A 14,710-nucleotide genomic window follows, 5' to 3' on the forward strand; every position below is an offset into this window, starting at 1 on the left:
AATGATCAAAAGTAATATTCTTGCCCTTGATGCTTCAACTGAAGCACTTTCAATTGTTTTACATTTTCAGGGCCAAACATTTCATCATTTTGAAGAATGTCCGCAGCAACATAGCCAAAAAATACTTCCACTTGTGGATGAGCTATTAACTAAAGCAAACTGTAAATTAAAAGACTTAGATGTCATTGGTTTTGGGCAAGGCCCGGGTAGTTTTACTGGTGTGCGTATTAGTGTAGCAATAGCACAAGGTTTAGCGTATTCAACTAATTTGCCGCTTGTAGGTGTGTCTACTTTGGCTATTATGGCGCAACAAGCGTTTGAACAAAACGGTAGTCTTAGTGTTTATCCAAGCATAGATGCACGCATGGGCGAGATATACTTTGCACATTACCAAGCGCAAAATAATCTAATGCTTTTAGTTAACCAAGAGTGCGTTATAAAACCTGATTTACTAAACAATGACTATATAGCGACCAGTGAGCCATCTGTAGCGGTGGGCACAGGCTTTAAAACCTATCCTGATGCGCTTAATGACTTTGAAAACGTGACAATTAATACTGATATTACATTGCCTGATGCGCGTTATATGTTAGCGCATGTTGAAGCCGCGTTTTTAGCGGGTGACGTTGTAAAAGCGAGTGACGCTCAACCTAAATATGTGCGCGATACGGTAACGTGGAAAAAGCTACCAGGACGTGAGTAGCCATATCTTGAATTCAAGTATTATTTGCAAATTGGTTGTTTTTAAATCATAATTTTATGCAATATTAAGGTTGGAGACGCGTAATGACGCTGCCTATTGGTTCAGGTTTTTTTACCGGAGATATTCCGGGTAGGGTTAGCCCTACTAAAGTTGTTACTAATAAACCACAGAGTTTATTAGACCAGCCGGCTGCTCAAAAAACGAATACCGATTATGTAAAAAGCAGTGTCGAGGGCGTCGAACTGGCTAATCAACTGTTTAAAAGCAGTGCTAAAAGCAATGAATACAGCCAAACAATTTACGACCAACCGACAGCTCAAGTAAGTAAAGCGATTTCTACTTATACTGAATTTGCCAATTTAGAACGCAGAGCCGAAGTACAAAATTTAATAGGCGTTGATATATACGCTTAAAGCTCATTCAAACGTTTTATACCAACCTACATAAATCTTTGATCAATTTAACGGATTAAATTGCACTATAACGTCGTTAAAAATTTTTTATTTAGAACAACTAGATACAAAAATTTTTGCCTAGTTCTAGTGTAATTTTCTTAACGTTAAATAGACCCCGTATATAAGCAGGTTGGTATTAGATAAATACAGCGATAAAATTTAATAAAAAGCCCGAACATATGTTCGGGCTTTTTGTGTTCAAAACGAAGCAAAGATTACTGTTCAATAAAGCCGATTAGCTTATCTGCAATATCAGTATTATTTTGTGAACCAATAAATTGATCACTGCCTTTGCCATAAGCAAATACTTGAACGTCTACAGCGGTGTGTCCACCGGTTGTCCAGCCAGTAAAGCTCGCATCACTAATAATACTTTTAACAGCTAAATTAAGCGCTTTTTCGCCCATTTTTTTAGCTTGCTCAAGTTTGATTTGGTTTTCAGTTGTAAATTCAATATTGGTGTTAGCAGTCCATACTGGTTTTAAGTCTTTAGACTCCATAAGTTTGTCTGTTAACTTACTAGCCGTTGCCTTAACACCTTTAATTACGTCTGTTTCCCATTTAAATTGGCCGTGCGAACCAATAGTTAGGCCGCCCGTTGAGTGATCGGCTGTAACCACAAGTATAGTGTCTTTATTTTTATCAACGTATGCTTTTGCTTTTTCGATTGATTTAGCAAAGTCGTCCATTTCAGCCATCGCACAGGCTATATCGTTAGAGTGACCACACCAATCAATTTGGCTGCCCTCAATCATTACAAAAAAGCCTTCTTCGTTTTGGTTATCTAGTAAACCAAGTGCTTTAGATGTTAACTGAGTCAGGCGAGTTGGGTTTATATCAAGTGCAAATGGCAGGCCTTTGCTTGCATACAAACCTATGGCAGGTATTTGTGTAATTTGGCCCAGATTATTAATATCGTCGCCATATTGGTAACCTGCGGCTTTAAATTCTTCAACTAAATTACGGTCATCTCGAATAAAATATTTAGTACCGCCACCAAGCATTAAATCAACGGGTAATTTACCAGCAATCTTATTATCAATATAATCGTTGGCAATATCATCGTAGTTGTAACGAGATTCATTGTGAGCTGTAAAACTCGCTGGTGTTGCATGATTTATTTGTGACGTTACAACAAGCGCTGTTGTCATACCGCGCTCTTTTGCTATTTCGAGCATGGTTTTAACTGGCTTTTTATCTGTATCTACAGCAACCGCGCCATTATAACTTTTATGACCGCTACTAAGCGCTGTAGCACCTGCTGCACTGTCAGTTACATAAGTATGGTCGTCAGGGTAGGTATGCGCCATGCCTTTTAAAATAGTGTCAAAAACCGTACCTTCGACTTCTTTTGTTGCAGGGTCATCTTTAAAATAGCGATAAGCCGTGGTGTAAGCCGGACCCATACCGTCACCAATCATATAAATTACATTTTTAGGTGCTGATTCTGCGTAAGCACCAGAAGCGGTGCATAAAAGTGCCAATAAGCTGATCTGTTTTTTCATGGTTGTACCTTATGAGTGTACCTTATTTAATAGCCGCTGATATTGTATACAGATAGGATGATAAATAAATGAATATCTGAGATATTTATAATTTATACTTTGATTTTATATACATAGAATTGTAGTTAACGCTGTTAGTTCTATTTATTTAAATTATACTAGTTATAAGCTATCTATATATGGTGCTCTCACCTTTTATTTGTTTAAAAGGTACTCAATATTAATATGTTAAAAAACCTTTGCTTATCACACCATTTTTAAGTTGTTGAAAATATTGAGTTTGGTTTTCTACTCAGTGCTATATTTGATACAAGGAAGATAATTAAATCGTGAATTTCGCACCATTTCCTAAGTTAGTGGTCTGACAACTTGTATGCTATAAATAATGATGCTCTAAATTAATAAAGGACTTACCATGCAGCCGTTTAATATTGAAACCAATAATTTAAATATTCATGGCTTAAAAGTAGGTTCAGGGAACGAAATAGTAATAGCGCTACATGGGTGGTTAGACAACTGCCATAGCTTTATGCCAATGTTAAACAACGTTAACCCAAAGCACACTTGGTACTGCATTGACTTTGTTGGGCACGGTTTATCGAGTTGGCGAAGTGATGACGCACACTATTATTTTATTGATTATATTGATGATGTGTACCAACTTATAAATGCGCTTGGTGTTAAAAAAGTACATTTAGTGGGTCATTCAATGGGGGCTATGGTTGCAGGACTTTTGGCTAGTTGTTTTGGCGATTATGTTAAGTCTGTTACCTTTATAGAGGGTATTGGTTGTGTTACAACGCCAAGTGAAGGTGTATGCGAACAGCTAAAAAGTGCGGTATTAAATAGAGCGCGTTTAAAAAATAAAAAGTCGAGAACTTATAAATCGAAAGAACTTATTTATGAAGCACGTGCTCAAACAACCGATTTAAATAGTGAGCTTATTACGCTCTTAATGCAGCGAAATATAAAACAGACTTCAGATGGTTTTACGTTAACAACAGATCCAAAGCTTAAAAATCACTCAGGTTTTAGGTTTGATGAAGCGCAATGTATTGGTGCAATAAAAGATTTAGCTGCACCATGTCAATTAATTTTAGGTAACGAAGGTTATTCGTTTGTAAAACAAAATTTGGCAAAGTATATTAGTTATTACAATAACTTGAAGGTAATTGAAGTAGAGGGTGGGCATCATTGCCATATGCAAAGTAGTGAGTTATGTTTTGAGCATATTCAAGACTTTATGCTGCAAAATGGTGCATGTTAATTGTAAGTTTACGTGAAATGTGGGATTATTCCTGCATTAGAGTATTTGCTCAATTGTTAAAGCGCCTTACTTAGATTAAGGTTAATAAAAATATAATTATAAACAGGGGCTAAGAGTGGAAAAAATCTGGCTTAAGCGCTACCCAGAGGGTATGCCTGAAACAATCGATCCTGAGCATTACAACTCGTTACTCGAAGTGTTCGAAAAAAGTTTTTCTGATTACAAAGATCTACCTGCATTTACTAATATGGGTAAAACGTTATCGTATGACGAAATTGACACCGCAACCAAAAAAGTTGCTTCCTATATTCAAAATGATTTGGGTCTTAAAAAAGGTGACAAAGTTGCCGTAATGATGCCTAACTTACTGCAAACACCAGTCACAATTTTAGGTGTTTTGCGTGCAGGTTGTGTGGTTGTAAATGTTAACCCACTTTATACTGTGCGCGAATTAGAGCATCAGTTAAAAGATTCCGACACTACCGCTATTTTCATTCTAGCAAACTTTGCTGACACGCTCGAAAAGTCACTTGCTCATACCGATGTTAAACACATTGTAGTAACGCAAGTAGGCGATATGGTTGGCGGGCTTAAAAAGCATATAGTTAACTTTGTTGTGAAGCACATTAAAAAAATGGTGCCAAAATTCAACTTACCGAACACAATTAACTTTTCAGACGTTTTAGCTGCGGATGAAGCTAAATACACGCGTCCTGAAATGAGCTTGTCTGATCTTGCTTTTTTACAGTACACCGGTGGCACAACAGGTGTATCTAAAGGTGCAATGCTTAGCCACGGTAATATGGTCGGTAACCTTGAGCAAGTTTCAGGTTGTTTAGATAAAGTGTTAAATCGTGGTACAGAAGTCGTTATTACTGCTTTACCGCTTTATCATATCTTTGCTTTAACAGCTAATTGCTTAACGTTTATGAAATACGGTGGCTTAAACGTACTTATTACTAATCCACGTGATATGCCTGGGTTTGTTAAAGAGCTTGGCCAACATAACTTCACCGCTATTACTGGCGTAAACACACTATTTAATGGTTTATTAAATACTCCAGGTTTTGCTGATCTAGATTTTAGCCACTTAAAAATGTCGTTAGGCGGTGGTATGGCGGTTCAACGTCCTGTTGCCGAAAAATGGCAAAAAGTGACTGGTTCAAAACTAATGGAAGGCTACGGACTTACTGAATGTGCTCCTTTAGTTACTATTAGTCCTTTTGATTTAAAAGCATACAATGGCTCTATTGGTTTACCTGCGCCTAATACCGATATTAAGTTAATGCTTGATAATGGTGAAGAAGCCGCAAAAGGCGAGCCAGGTGAGCTTTGGGTTAAAGGCCCGCAAGTAATGGTTGGTTATTACAAACGACCAGATGCAACCGCTGAATGTTTAAAAGACGGCTGGTTTGCTACAGGTGATATTGCGACTTATGATGATGAAGGTTTCTTCTTTATTGTAGATCGTAAAAAAGACATGATCATTGTATCTGGCTTTAATGTTTTTCCTAATGAGATTGAAGAAGTAGTGGCTATGCACGAAGGTGTACTAGAAGTAGCCGCTATTGGTATTCCTCATGATGTAAGTGGTGAACAAGTTAAAGTTTTTGTTGTGAAAAAAGACCCTTCTTTAACTGAAAAAGATATAATAAGTCACTGTCGTGAAAATTTAACTAATTACAAGGTCCCCAAACTGGTAGAGTTTAGGGATGAGTTACCTAAAACTAACGTAGGTAAGATACTCCGAAGAGCCTTGAAAGATTAGCAACCTATAAAAAAGCCGACATATGTCGGCTTTTTTATTGTAGGAGATTAAGTGCAATACCAATTGATCGAAACCCAAAATCAACTGAACACTTTTGTTGAACAAATAAAAAACAAACCTATTTTAGCTATCGATACTGAGTTTATGCGTCGTCGTACTTTGTATCCTGAAGTTGCACTTATCCAAGTTTTTGATGGTGAACACTTAGCACTTATAGATCCATTAGCTGAGCTTTCACTATTTGATTTTTGGGAAATACTAAAAGATCCCGCAGTTTTAAAAGTACTGCATTCTCCTTCAGAAGATATTGAAGTTTTTCAAAAGTACGCAGGCTTTGTTCCAGCCCCGTTATTTGATACACAATTTGCATTACAATTACTTGGTGAAGGCAACTGTATGGGTTTTGCCCTTATGGTAAAAGAGCTGCAAGGTATTGAAATAGATAAAAGTGAGTCACGTACTAATTGGCTACAACGCCCGTTAACTAAAAAACAACTAGATTACGCTGCCGCTGATACATTTCATTTATTACCATGTTTTGAGCTGATTATCGATCGCATTAATGCCGCTGGCTTTTTTGATATTGTAATAAACGAGAGTGAGCTGATTGCTAAAAAACGTGCATTTCAGACCCCAGACGAGCTTTTATATAAAGATATTAAAAATGCATGGCAACTTAAACCGCACGAATTAGCGGTGTTAAAAGAGCTTGCTGTATGGCGAAGAAACAAAGCCATTAAGAAAAATTTGGCACTTAATTTCGTGTTAAAAGAACATAACATGACTGAAATTGCTAAGCGCGGCCCTTCAAGTTTAAACGCTCTTAGGCAAATTCCAGGTGTTGAGGCTATTGAAGTTAATCGCTCTGGTGTAGATATAATAAAGTGTATTGAAGTTGCTAAAGAAGTCCCAGATGCTGAGCATCCAGATGTGCTTAAGCGCTTAATTGATTTTCCTACCTATAAAAAAGTAGCGAAAGATATAAAACAAAAAATCACTAAAGTAGCTAAAGAGCACAATATACCAGAAGACGTTATGGCCTCTAAAAAGCAAATCAATCAATTGATTAGTTGGAATTGGAAGTTAACGCCTGATCAAAAACAGAGTCATATAAAGCCTGACTTACTGAGCTCTTGGCGATATACCTACGTTAAAGATGCTTTAAAAGAGTGGGATACTTAACGCTAAATATATACCTTTAACTGTGTGATAAGGGTCTTTTGATTCATATTACATGGTTAAAAAGTTTTAGTTGAGCGTAGATATTCATAGTAATTATTAAAAAGTAAACACAAATAAAGAGGGCGCTAATAAAGCGCCCTTTCTTCGATTACTTCTTTTCTTCATCAGGTAGTGTAACGTTTAGCTCAAGTACGGCTAAATCGTCTTCGTTCTGATCGAACTGAACCTGAACTGCATCGCTACTTACGTTCACGTATTTACGGATCACATCTAAAATATCTTGTTTTAATTGTGGTAAGTAATCCGGCGTTCCTCGTTGAGAACGCTCGTGCGCGACAATGATCTGCAATCGCTCTTTTGCTAATGACGCACTGTTTTTCTTTTCTGAGCGGAAGTAGTCAAGTAAAGACACGTTAACCTCCAAAAATCCGTTTAAATAAGCCTTTTTTCTCAACGTCTAAGAAGCGAAAATCGACAGTTTCACCTAGTAGGCGATTAATTGCGTCAGAGTAAGCTTGGCCTGCATCAGATTCTGTATCTAATATAACAGGTTGGCCTGAGTTTGAAGCACTTAACACCGCTTGCGATTCAGGGATCACACCTAGCAGTGGAATAGATAGAATATCTTGTACGTCTTCTACCGATAGCATTTCACCTTTTTCAACACGACTAGGATTATAGCGTGTTAATAGTAAGTGTTCTTTAATGTTTTCTAGGCCTTCTTCAGCTCGTTTTGATTTGCTGTGTAGAATACCTAAAATACGATCAGAATCTCGAACTGACGACACTTCTGGGTTTGTTGTCACAATTGCTTCGTCAGCAAAGTACATTGCCATCATAGCGCCAGCTTCAATACCTGCTGGTGAATCACATACTATGTAATCAAAGTCTTCTTTTAATTCGTTTAGTACGCGCTCAACACCTTCACGGGTTAATGCATCTTTATCACGAGTTTGTGAAGCGGGTAGTAAAAATAATTTATCTACACGTTTATCTTTAATTAGCGCCTGGTTAAGTTTTGCCTCACCATTTATTACGTTTACAAAGTCATAAACAACACGGCGTTCACAACCCATAATTAAATCTAAGTTACGTAAACCAATATCAAAGTCGATAATAACTGTTTTATAGCCTTTTAACGCTAAGCCTGTGCCAATTGCAGCACTTGATGTTGTTTTGCCAACACCGCCTTTACCAGAGGTAACGACAATTACTTTTGCCATGAGATTTATCCTTTAACCAAAGCTGAAATTTCTAATGATTCGTCTTTTTGTTGTATTTGCACTGCATTTCCCCAATGTTCACCTTGTAGCGAATCACTGATCCAGTAGTTACCATCTATTGAAACTAGTTCGGCTTCAAGTTTTTGGCAAAAAATGTGTGCTTCTTTAAAACCTTTTGCGCCTGCAATAGCGCGGCCGCGTAACGTGCCATATATATGTACATTACCATCGGCAATAACTTCAGCGCCGTGACTTACTGCACCAAGCACGATTAAATCGCGGTCTTTAGCATAAACTTGCTGGCCAGAGCGAACGGTACCGCTAATAATTTGCGCCGGCAAATGCACTGTTTTTTCTACAATAGACGTATTAGCCTCTTGTTTAACAGGTTCGCTCTTAACGTCTTGTGAATAATTTAAAACAGATAAGCCAGCCGCTTTAGCTTGGGCATGTTGCTCATCAGAGCCATTACACACACCAACTGCATTAAAGCTCATGCGCTCAATCAACGATTTTAAGTGTACAAAATCGAGTGAACTGTTTTTAACTTCAAGTAAATTAACAACAATAGGGGCACCTTCAAAAAACCTAGGTGCTTGGGCTATTTTTATATACAACTGTTCTGCTAGAAGGGCTATATCAGTACTATAAAGATGCAAAACTGATAACGTAAAAAGATTCCCTTTTAACTCAAAAATTTGGTCCGACATACACGCTCAATTGAATTGTCTGATTAAAAATCAATATTAGATAAACGTAGGCTGAATAAGGCCTTTATTGAAATTTCTAATCTAAATTTTCTAACTTATTATTACTCTCATGTTATAGTGTGCAGCATTGTTAAGCAAGAATTTATAGGGTCATAATGCTCACTGCTGTATATAAAAGTAAGAAAAAAGCGGATACCTTCTTATTTGTTGAAAAAAGAGATGATTTTAGTAAAGTTCCGGAACCTTTAATGGTCATGTTTGGTCAACCTCATTACGTTATGATCATAAACTTAGCTAAACGTGAACATTTAGGTGGAGCCGATTTAGAAACTGTAAAAGCAGCATTATCAAACCCTGATAAAGGCTACTACTTACAAATTCCACCGCCAGAGGAAAACTTGCTAAGTCAATTACGAAAAGAAAATGGAGTTGATAGTGATTAAAAAACTGACCGTTTTATTATGTGGAGTTTGCTTAAGCGGCTCTGTAATGGCTAAAACACAAGCTGAGTTTCAAACATATTTAACTGATTTAAAGCAAGAAGCGATATCTAAAGGTTACGAAGCGAAGCTTATTGATGATGCTTTTGCAACAGCAACCTATAAAGAGAAAGTGGTGTCGGCTGATAAAAACCAGCCAGAAGTAAAAGAAACACTTGAAACGTATTTACCAAAACGTGTACCTCAATGGAAAATTGATCGTGCACGTAAGCTCTACGCAGAAAACAAAGAGGTACTTGAACAAGTAGCTAAAGAGTTTGGCGTACAAGCTCGTTTTATAGTGGCACTTTGGGGACTTGAAAGTAATTTTGGTACCATTCAAGGTGGCCATAATGTTATTTCATCTTTAGTGACGCTTGCTTTTGATGGACGCAGAGAAGCGCTTTATAAACGCCAGCTTTGGGCAGCACTGGATATTTTAAAATCGGGTCACATTACCTTAGATAAATTTAAAGGGTCGTGGGCTGGTGCTATGGGGCAAACACAATTTATGCCTACATCGTTCAACGCTTACGCGGTTGATTACAATAACGATGGTCGTAAAGACATTTGGACCACAAAAGAAGATGCTTTTGCTTCAATTGCTAATTATTTAAAGCAAGAAGGGTGGAACGATTCGCTTACTTGGGGACGCCAAGTTCAGTTACCTGAAAACTTTGATAGTAAATATGTTTTAGTACGTGGTACTAAAACACGTAAGCAGTGGTTAGAGTATTGGAATGACTCAGAGCGTTCATTAGCTGATTGGCAAGCACTGGGTGTTCGTAAAGCCGATGGTTCTGATTTACCTAATGTAGACGTACGTGCTGCACTGGTTATGCCTGATGACATAAATGGACGCATGTACTTAGCGTACGATAACTACAAAGTGTTTATGCACTGGAATCGCTCGTATTACTTTGCCACCAGCGTAGGTTATTTGTCAGATAGAATTGGATATCCAAAAATCTAATTATTAAAATATGTATATAAATAAAGCCGCAATTGCGGCTTTATTCTTTCTTAAAAATCTTATCTTTTAGGTCAATAACTTTTCCAATACCAGAGCCTAGCTTCATCAGCTTATTGAGTTGTTCTGGCGTTAAACGTTGTAGCTCTGATGACCATTTTGTTACGGTTTCAAGCAGGTTATGAATTTCACCCATTTGTTTTTGCGCGTATAGTTCGTCGTCGTTACTGGCTTCGTCTAATAAGTTATCGCGCAGCAATGTTAGGGTGGGCTCAACTTCGCGTTTTTTACGTTCTTCAAATACACGATTAGCCATATCCCAAATATCGCCAGCAGGGGCGTAGTACTCTTTTCGATCGCCTGGAATATGCTGTACTTTAATCAATTGCCACGATTGCAGTTCTTTAATACCCATACTTACATTACCGCGAGAAATACTAAGCGCATCAGCAATCTCGTTGGCTGTCATCGGGTTTTTAGTAATAATCAGCAAACCACACATTTGCCCGATTGTACGATTAAATCCCCAGCGGCTGCCCATCTCACCACAATGCATTACGAAGGCAAAATTCTTTTCGGATAAACTCATTGCTTAATAACTTTCAGTAATTTCAGAAACTAAATGCTAGCACGCTCATTTTGGATAGCAAGTTCTTAGCCACTTTATAAATCAATTTAAACGACTAAAGTATGATTTAGATTAATATTCATACATCTATATTGGGATATGTTGTACACACAACAGTGCGTAAATAAATCCTTTTTTTATTTTTTTAAATACGATGGAATGACTATGAAAGCTGCAATTAATAATGAATACAAAGGTAAATTACAAATAACAGATCTGCCAATTCCTGAGGTTGGAATAAACGACGTTTTAGTAAAAATAGCCGCTTGTGGCGTTTGCCACACCGATTTACATGCCTGTCATGGTGATTGGCCGGTAAAGCCAAAAATGCCATTAGTTCCAGGGCATGAAGGAGTTGGTGTTATTGATAAAGTTGGAAGCAACATTAAGCACTTAGAAGTTGGCGATAGAGTGGGTATTCCTTGGCTCTATAGTGCATGTGGGCACTGTGAGTTTTGCCTAGATGGCAAAGAAACACTGTGTTTATCGCAGCATAATACGGGTTATTCTATTGATGGTAGCTATGCAGAATATTGTTTGGCTCACGGTGATTACGTTGTAAAAATACCTGAGGGATTAGGCTTTTCTGAAGCTGCTCCATTATTTTGTGCAGGTGTTACAACCTATAAAGCATTAAAAGTATCTGGTGCTAAACCTGGGCAGTGGGTTGCTATTGTTGGTGTAGGCGGGCTTGGTCATTTAGCAGTACAGTACGCTAAAGCAATGGGTTTTAATGTAATAGCTGTTGATACAGGTAAAGAAAAACTCGCGCTTGCTAAAGAGCTTGGCGCAGATATAACACTCGACTTTAAAGAAGTTGTTCCTAGCGAAGCTATTTTTGAACAAGTAGGTGGTGCGCATGGCGTTGTGTGTACTGCGGTATCTAAAGCTGGGTTTGAACAAGCTTATAAAAGTGTACGCCGTGGCGGTAAATGTGTATTAGTGGGATTACCTCCAGAGGATATGCCGCTTCCTATTTTTGATACTGTGCTTAATGGCGTGTCAGTAGTGGGCTCTATTGTTGGTACACGTAAAGATTTGCAAGAATGCTTGGAATTTGCAGCGCAAGGTAAAGTAAAAGCGATTATTGAAGAAAAACGCTTAGAGGACATTAACGAGATTTTTGATGATATGCTCAAAGGTGAAATTAACGGTCGCATAGTGGTTACTATTTAATTTAGATTAAGCGTTTATAAAACACAAAAAAGCACGGCTTCTAAATTAGAATACCGTGCTTTTTAAGTATTTAACTAACCTGAGCTCTGGTTAAGATAGATTTATTATCCAGAGTTCAGGTTAACTAGTTAAAGAGTGTAACTAAAACTTAGTTTTGCATTACGCTCTTCCCCTGGCATACCACCTAAAAACATCGCTTTTGAGTAATACTTTTTGTTGAACAAGTTATTTAAGTTTAACTGCATATGCCATTTATCAGTTGTATACGATACCGCTGTATCGTAAATCGTGTAACTTGGTACGTAACCATCAGGAATTGAGAACGAACTTGAATTAGTACTTCTGTTATCTACAAATGTAATACCACCACTTATATTTACAGCTTCAGGTAAGTTAAACATATCTGCGTAATAAGTTACCCACGTGCTTGCTGTTACGTAAGGTACACCTTTTTGGCGTGTGTCGTAACTGCTGCTGTTAGGGTTACTTTTGTCACGTGCATCTTGATAAATACCGTTTACGTTTACTTTCCATTTATCATTTAAGTAAGCGTTTAAATCAAGTTCAATACCTGTTGTTTCTTCTTTACCATCATAATAGCTTTCAGGTACATTTGAGCCTGATGTTAAAGCGTCATAAAGTGGATTTGCGTATTCTAAATTAGTACGAGAGCTTTCGAATATAACAACAGAAGCCAGTAGTTGATCATCAAACGCTTTAAATCTAAAGCCTAAATCGTTACTCATTGATTCAGAATCTTCTCTGTCTGCTTCATTACCCGCAACAGATCCCAATACACTATACGCTGTACGACCTTTTGAATGATTTACAAATACAGATAAATCTTCAGATGGCTGGTACGTTGCACCTAGATTATACGTTAAGCCAGAATCTGATGTACTCGCTTCAGGTGTTGGCTCTGCGCGGCTTGAGCTATAGCGCTCATCTACACCAAAGTGCTCGTAAGTTTGCTCAATTCGGTTATATGCTACACCAATACGCGTTGTAAGCTCTTCAGTAAGATAACCAACATGTTGAATGCCTAAGCCCCATGCTTGTACTTTTTTATTGTAGTCGCTGGTTTTAAGTGGATCGAAGTCATCAAAGCTGCCAGATGGCCAATTTGGTTCTCTTATATCGTAAATATACGGCAAAGAACCTTGGTACGTTACATCACCATCATTGTTTGTGAGTACGTAATCTTGATCCCATATTGAGAATTGTTTAAAACGAATATCTCTATCTTCGTAGTTTGCGTTAATAAGTAATTCGTTATCTACGTCGCCTAACATAAAGTCATAACGTAAATCTAAAAAGTACTGCCACGATTTTTCATCTGCTTCTACCTGGCGGTATTCTTGACGGCGTGCTGCATACGGGTAAAGTACACCATCTTCAACTAAAGGTGCACGAGGGTCGTTATTTATAATTGAATCGCGCGTTGAATAAACGTAGTTATAAGCACCTGTTTGGCGTGCAAAACTTGATGTGTAGTTACGGTACTGTAGTTGCTGGTTTAAAAACAAATCGTCAGTAATGTAATAGTTATGCGTTAATTTAAAACGCAGCTCTTCACCTTCGTTGGCATCAGCCATTGGTGAAATAATACCATTTGTGCCAAAGCTATAAGGTGTTAAGCCATCAGATGCAGATAGCGAATTAGCAAGTTGGTCGCGTTGCGCATCACTTAACTGTACGCCGCTTCCTGTCGGATCGTTTACTAAATCGGCACCGGTTACTTCACCCGCGCTTAAACCGTTTGCAGTTTCTGCGTTGTAAATACGAATAGGGTGACCAATAGAATCAACCGCTATTTCATCTTTTATATAGGCTGCAGAAAGCATGATGTTTTGTCTGTCGTTTAGTACGTATTTAAGCGAGGTATAAATTTCGTCGCGATCTTCTTTTAAATCGCGAAAGCCGTCACTTGACGCTGTTTTAGCCATTACACGATAGGCCAAGTCATCTGTTATAGCGTTAGTGCTATCAAACGATAATGAATAGCTATCCCACTGGCCAAGCTCAGCCGATACTTTGTGTTTTTCTTCAAATTCTGGCTTTTTCTCAATTAGGTTAATTACGCCACCCGCACTACCAATGCCATATAAACCTGTTGCTGGGCCTTTTAAAACCTCAACAGATTCAACATTTGTAAGCGAACGAGTTGGATTAAATGTATTGCCTAAACCAGCACCACCATACATACCATCGTAGGTATAGTTTGCGTCTAAGCCACGAATTACTAAGTTATCACCAATACCGTAGTTATTACCTGCTTGTGTTAAACCACTTACGTTTCTAACTAAATCTTGTAGGCTATCTACACCTTGAGATTCAATAAGTTCACGGTCAATAATAACAACCGGTGCAGGTGTTTCCATTAAAGACATGTCTGATTTAGTCGCAAGACCTGAGCTCATCACCACGCGATTTTGTTTTTCGTATACGCTGATACGTTCAATATCAGAGTCAGCTATAGTATTTTCGGCAAATGCCATATTTGCATTTAAACAAGCAAGAGTAATAAGAGAGTACTTAAACGTTTTCATAGAGTGATAACTATTCGCGTTATTGAATTTGCGCGAATGATAATGGTTATTGTTTTTAAAGTGAATAGAAAGTTCATTTTATTTGATTAAATAAA

General features: G+C 37.8%; 14 protein-coding genes. 8 read left to right on the plus strand and 6 right to left on the minus strand.

Annotation, left to right across the window (positions count from 1 at the left end; translation table 11 throughout):
• Nucleotide 1 precedes the first annotated feature (1 nt).
• Both tsaB and I6F50_RS08975 read left to right on the plus strand, forming a co-directional pair.
• Complete coding sequence (gene tsaB / locus I6F50_RS08970; RefSeq protein ID WP_024591060.1) at nt 2-703, plus strand: tRNA (adenosine(37)-N6)-threonylcarbamoyltransferase complex dimerization subunit type 1 TsaB; 702 nt, start codon at nt 2-4, stop codon at nt 701-703.
• A gap of 83 nt (nt 704-786) precedes the next feature.
• Nucleotides 787-1,116, plus strand: coding sequence for a hypothetical protein (locus I6F50_RS08975; RefSeq protein ID WP_007580633.1), 330 nt, complete (start codon nt 787-789; stop codon nt 1,114-1,116).
• 257 nt (nt 1,117-1,373) lie between these two features.
• Here I6F50_RS08975 and I6F50_RS08980 read toward each other — a convergent pair whose 3' ends face one another.
• A complete protein-coding gene (locus tag I6F50_RS08980) occupies nt 1,374-2,663 on the minus strand; it encodes an alkaline phosphatase (protein WP_166420523.1) in 1,290 nt (429 codons plus the stop codon).
• Between the two features lie 415 nt (nt 2,664-3,078).
• On the opposite strand from I6F50_RS08980, the gene I6F50_RS08985 reads away from it, so the two are divergent.
• The 3 genes from I6F50_RS08985 (at nt 3,079) to rnd (ending at nt 6,880) form a co-directional block, all read left to right on the plus strand.
• A complete protein-coding gene (locus I6F50_RS08985) occupies nt 3,079-3,930 on the plus strand; it encodes an alpha/beta hydrolase (protein WP_165727985.1) in 852 nt (283 codons plus the stop codon).
• 115 nt (nt 3,931-4,045) lie between these two features.
• A complete protein-coding gene (gene fadD / locus I6F50_RS08990; protein WP_165727984.1) occupies nt 4,046-5,698 on the plus strand; it encodes a long-chain-fatty-acid--CoA ligase FadD in 1,653 nt (550 codons plus the stop codon).
• Between the two features lie 51 nt (nt 5,699-5,749).
• Nucleotides 5,750-6,880 (plus strand): ribonuclease D, encoded by a 1,131-nt coding sequence (rnd, locus tag I6F50_RS08995; protein WP_165727983.1) that lies wholly within the window; start codon nt 5,750-5,752, stop codon nt 6,878-6,880.
• Nucleotides 6,881-7,028: 148 nt separating this feature from the next.
• Here the strand turns inward: rnd and minE are convergent, their stop codons facing one another.
• The 3 genes from minE to minC are packed head-to-tail and all read right to left on the minus strand — an operon-like array spanning nt 7,029 to nt 8,813.
• Nucleotides 7,029-7,292, minus strand: a complete 264-nt coding sequence (minE, locus tag I6F50_RS09000; protein WP_007377619.1) for a cell division topological specificity factor MinE — start codon at nt 7,290-7,292, stop codon at nt 7,029-7,031.
• A 1-nt stretch (nt 7,293) separates the two neighbouring features.
• Nucleotides 7,294-8,103, minus strand: coding sequence for a septum site-determining protein MinD (minD, locus tag I6F50_RS09005; RefSeq protein ID WP_165727982.1), 810 nt, complete (start codon nt 8,101-8,103; stop codon nt 7,294-7,296).
• Between the two features lie 5 nt (nt 8,104-8,108).
• Nucleotides 8,109-8,813 (minus strand): septum site-determining protein MinC, encoded by a 705-nt coding sequence (gene minC, locus I6F50_RS09010; protein ID WP_165727981.1) that lies wholly within the window; start codon nt 8,811-8,813, stop codon nt 8,109-8,111.
• 155 nt (nt 8,814-8,968) lie between these two features.
• Between minC and I6F50_RS09015 the strand changes: the two genes are divergently transcribed.
• Nucleotides 8,969-9,256 carry a YcgL domain-containing protein gene (locus I6F50_RS09015; protein ID WP_165727980.1) on the plus strand — a complete coding sequence of 96 codons (288 nt, stop codon included), beginning with the start codon at nt 8,969-8,971 and terminating at the stop codon, nt 9,254-9,256.
• Nucleotides 9,249-10,265: a lytic transglycosylase domain-containing protein gene (locus I6F50_RS09020; RefSeq protein ID WP_165727979.1), complete on the plus strand. Its 1,017-nt coding sequence runs from the start codon at nt 9,249-9,251 to the stop codon at nt 10,263-10,265. Before I6F50_RS09015 ends, I6F50_RS09020 begins: the two co-directional genes overlap by 8 nt.
• Before the next feature lie 40 nt (nt 10,266-10,305).
• Here I6F50_RS09020 and I6F50_RS09025 read toward each other — a convergent pair whose 3' ends face one another.
• Complete coding sequence (locus tag I6F50_RS09025; RefSeq protein WP_165727978.1) at nt 10,306-10,851, minus strand: GbsR/MarR family transcriptional regulator; 546 nt, start codon at nt 10,849-10,851, stop codon at nt 10,306-10,308.
• A gap of 204 nt (nt 10,852-11,055) precedes the next feature.
• Between I6F50_RS09025 and adhP the strand changes: the two genes are divergently transcribed.
• Nucleotides 11,056-12,066: an alcohol dehydrogenase AdhP gene (adhP, locus tag I6F50_RS09030; RefSeq protein ID WP_007583268.1), complete on the plus strand. Its 1,011-nt coding sequence runs from the start codon at nt 11,056-11,058 to the stop codon at nt 12,064-12,066.
• 128 nt (nt 12,067-12,194) lie between these two features.
• On the opposite strand, the gene I6F50_RS09035 is transcribed toward adhP, so the two are convergent.
• On the minus strand, nt 12,195-14,615 hold the full coding sequence (locus I6F50_RS09035) for a TonB-dependent siderophore receptor (RefSeq protein WP_197175997.1): 2,421 nt from the start codon (nt 14,613-14,615) through the stop codon (nt 12,195-12,197).
• Nucleotides 14,616-14,710 lie beyond the last annotated feature (95 nt).

The sequence above is a fragment of the Pseudoalteromonas sp. NZS127_1 genome (assembly GCF_015864295.1).
In the GTDB taxonomy this organism is placed as follows: Bacteria; Pseudomonadota; Gammaproteobacteria; order Enterobacterales; family Alteromonadaceae; genus Pseudoalteromonas; species Pseudoalteromonas arctica.

Bases quoted from the DNA above. Each gene is read 5' to 3' on its own strand.
- I6F50_RS08980 (WP_166420523.1), bottom strand. From the start codon at position 2,663: ATGAAAAAACAGATCAGCTTATTGGCACTTTTATGCACCGCTTCTGGT.
- I6F50_RS09025 (WP_165727978.1), bottom strand. From the start codon at position 10,851: ATGAGTTTATCCGAAAAGAATTTTGCCTTCGTAATGCATTGTGGTGAG.
- I6F50_RS09015 (WP_165727980.1), top strand. From the start codon at position 8,969: ATGCTCACTGCTGTATATAAAAGTAAGAAAAAAGCGGATACCTTCTTA.
- I6F50_RS08975 (WP_007580633.1), top strand. From the start codon at position 787: ATGACGCTGCCTATTGGTTCAGGTTTTTTTACCGGAGATATTCCGGGT.
- I6F50_RS09035 (WP_197175997.1), bottom strand. From the start codon at position 14,615: ATGAAAACGTTTAAGTACTCTCTTATTACTCTTGCTTGTTTAAATGCA.
- minD (WP_165727982.1), bottom strand. From the start codon at position 8,103: ATGGCAAAAGTAATTGTCGTTACCTCTGGTAAAGGCGGTGTTGGCAAA.
- minC (WP_165727981.1), bottom strand. From the start codon at position 8,813: ATGTCGGACCAAATTTTTGAGTTAAAAGGGAATCTTTTTACGTTATCA.
- tsaB (WP_024591060.1), top strand. From the start codon at position 2: ATGATCAAAAGTAATATTCTTGCCCTTGATGCTTCAACTGAAGCACTT.
- adhP (WP_007583268.1), top strand. From the start codon at position 11,056: ATGAAAGCTGCAATTAATAATGAATACAAAGGTAAATTACAAATAACA.
- I6F50_RS08985 (WP_165727985.1), top strand. From the start codon at position 3,079: ATGCAGCCGTTTAATATTGAAACCAATAATTTAAATATTCATGGCTTA.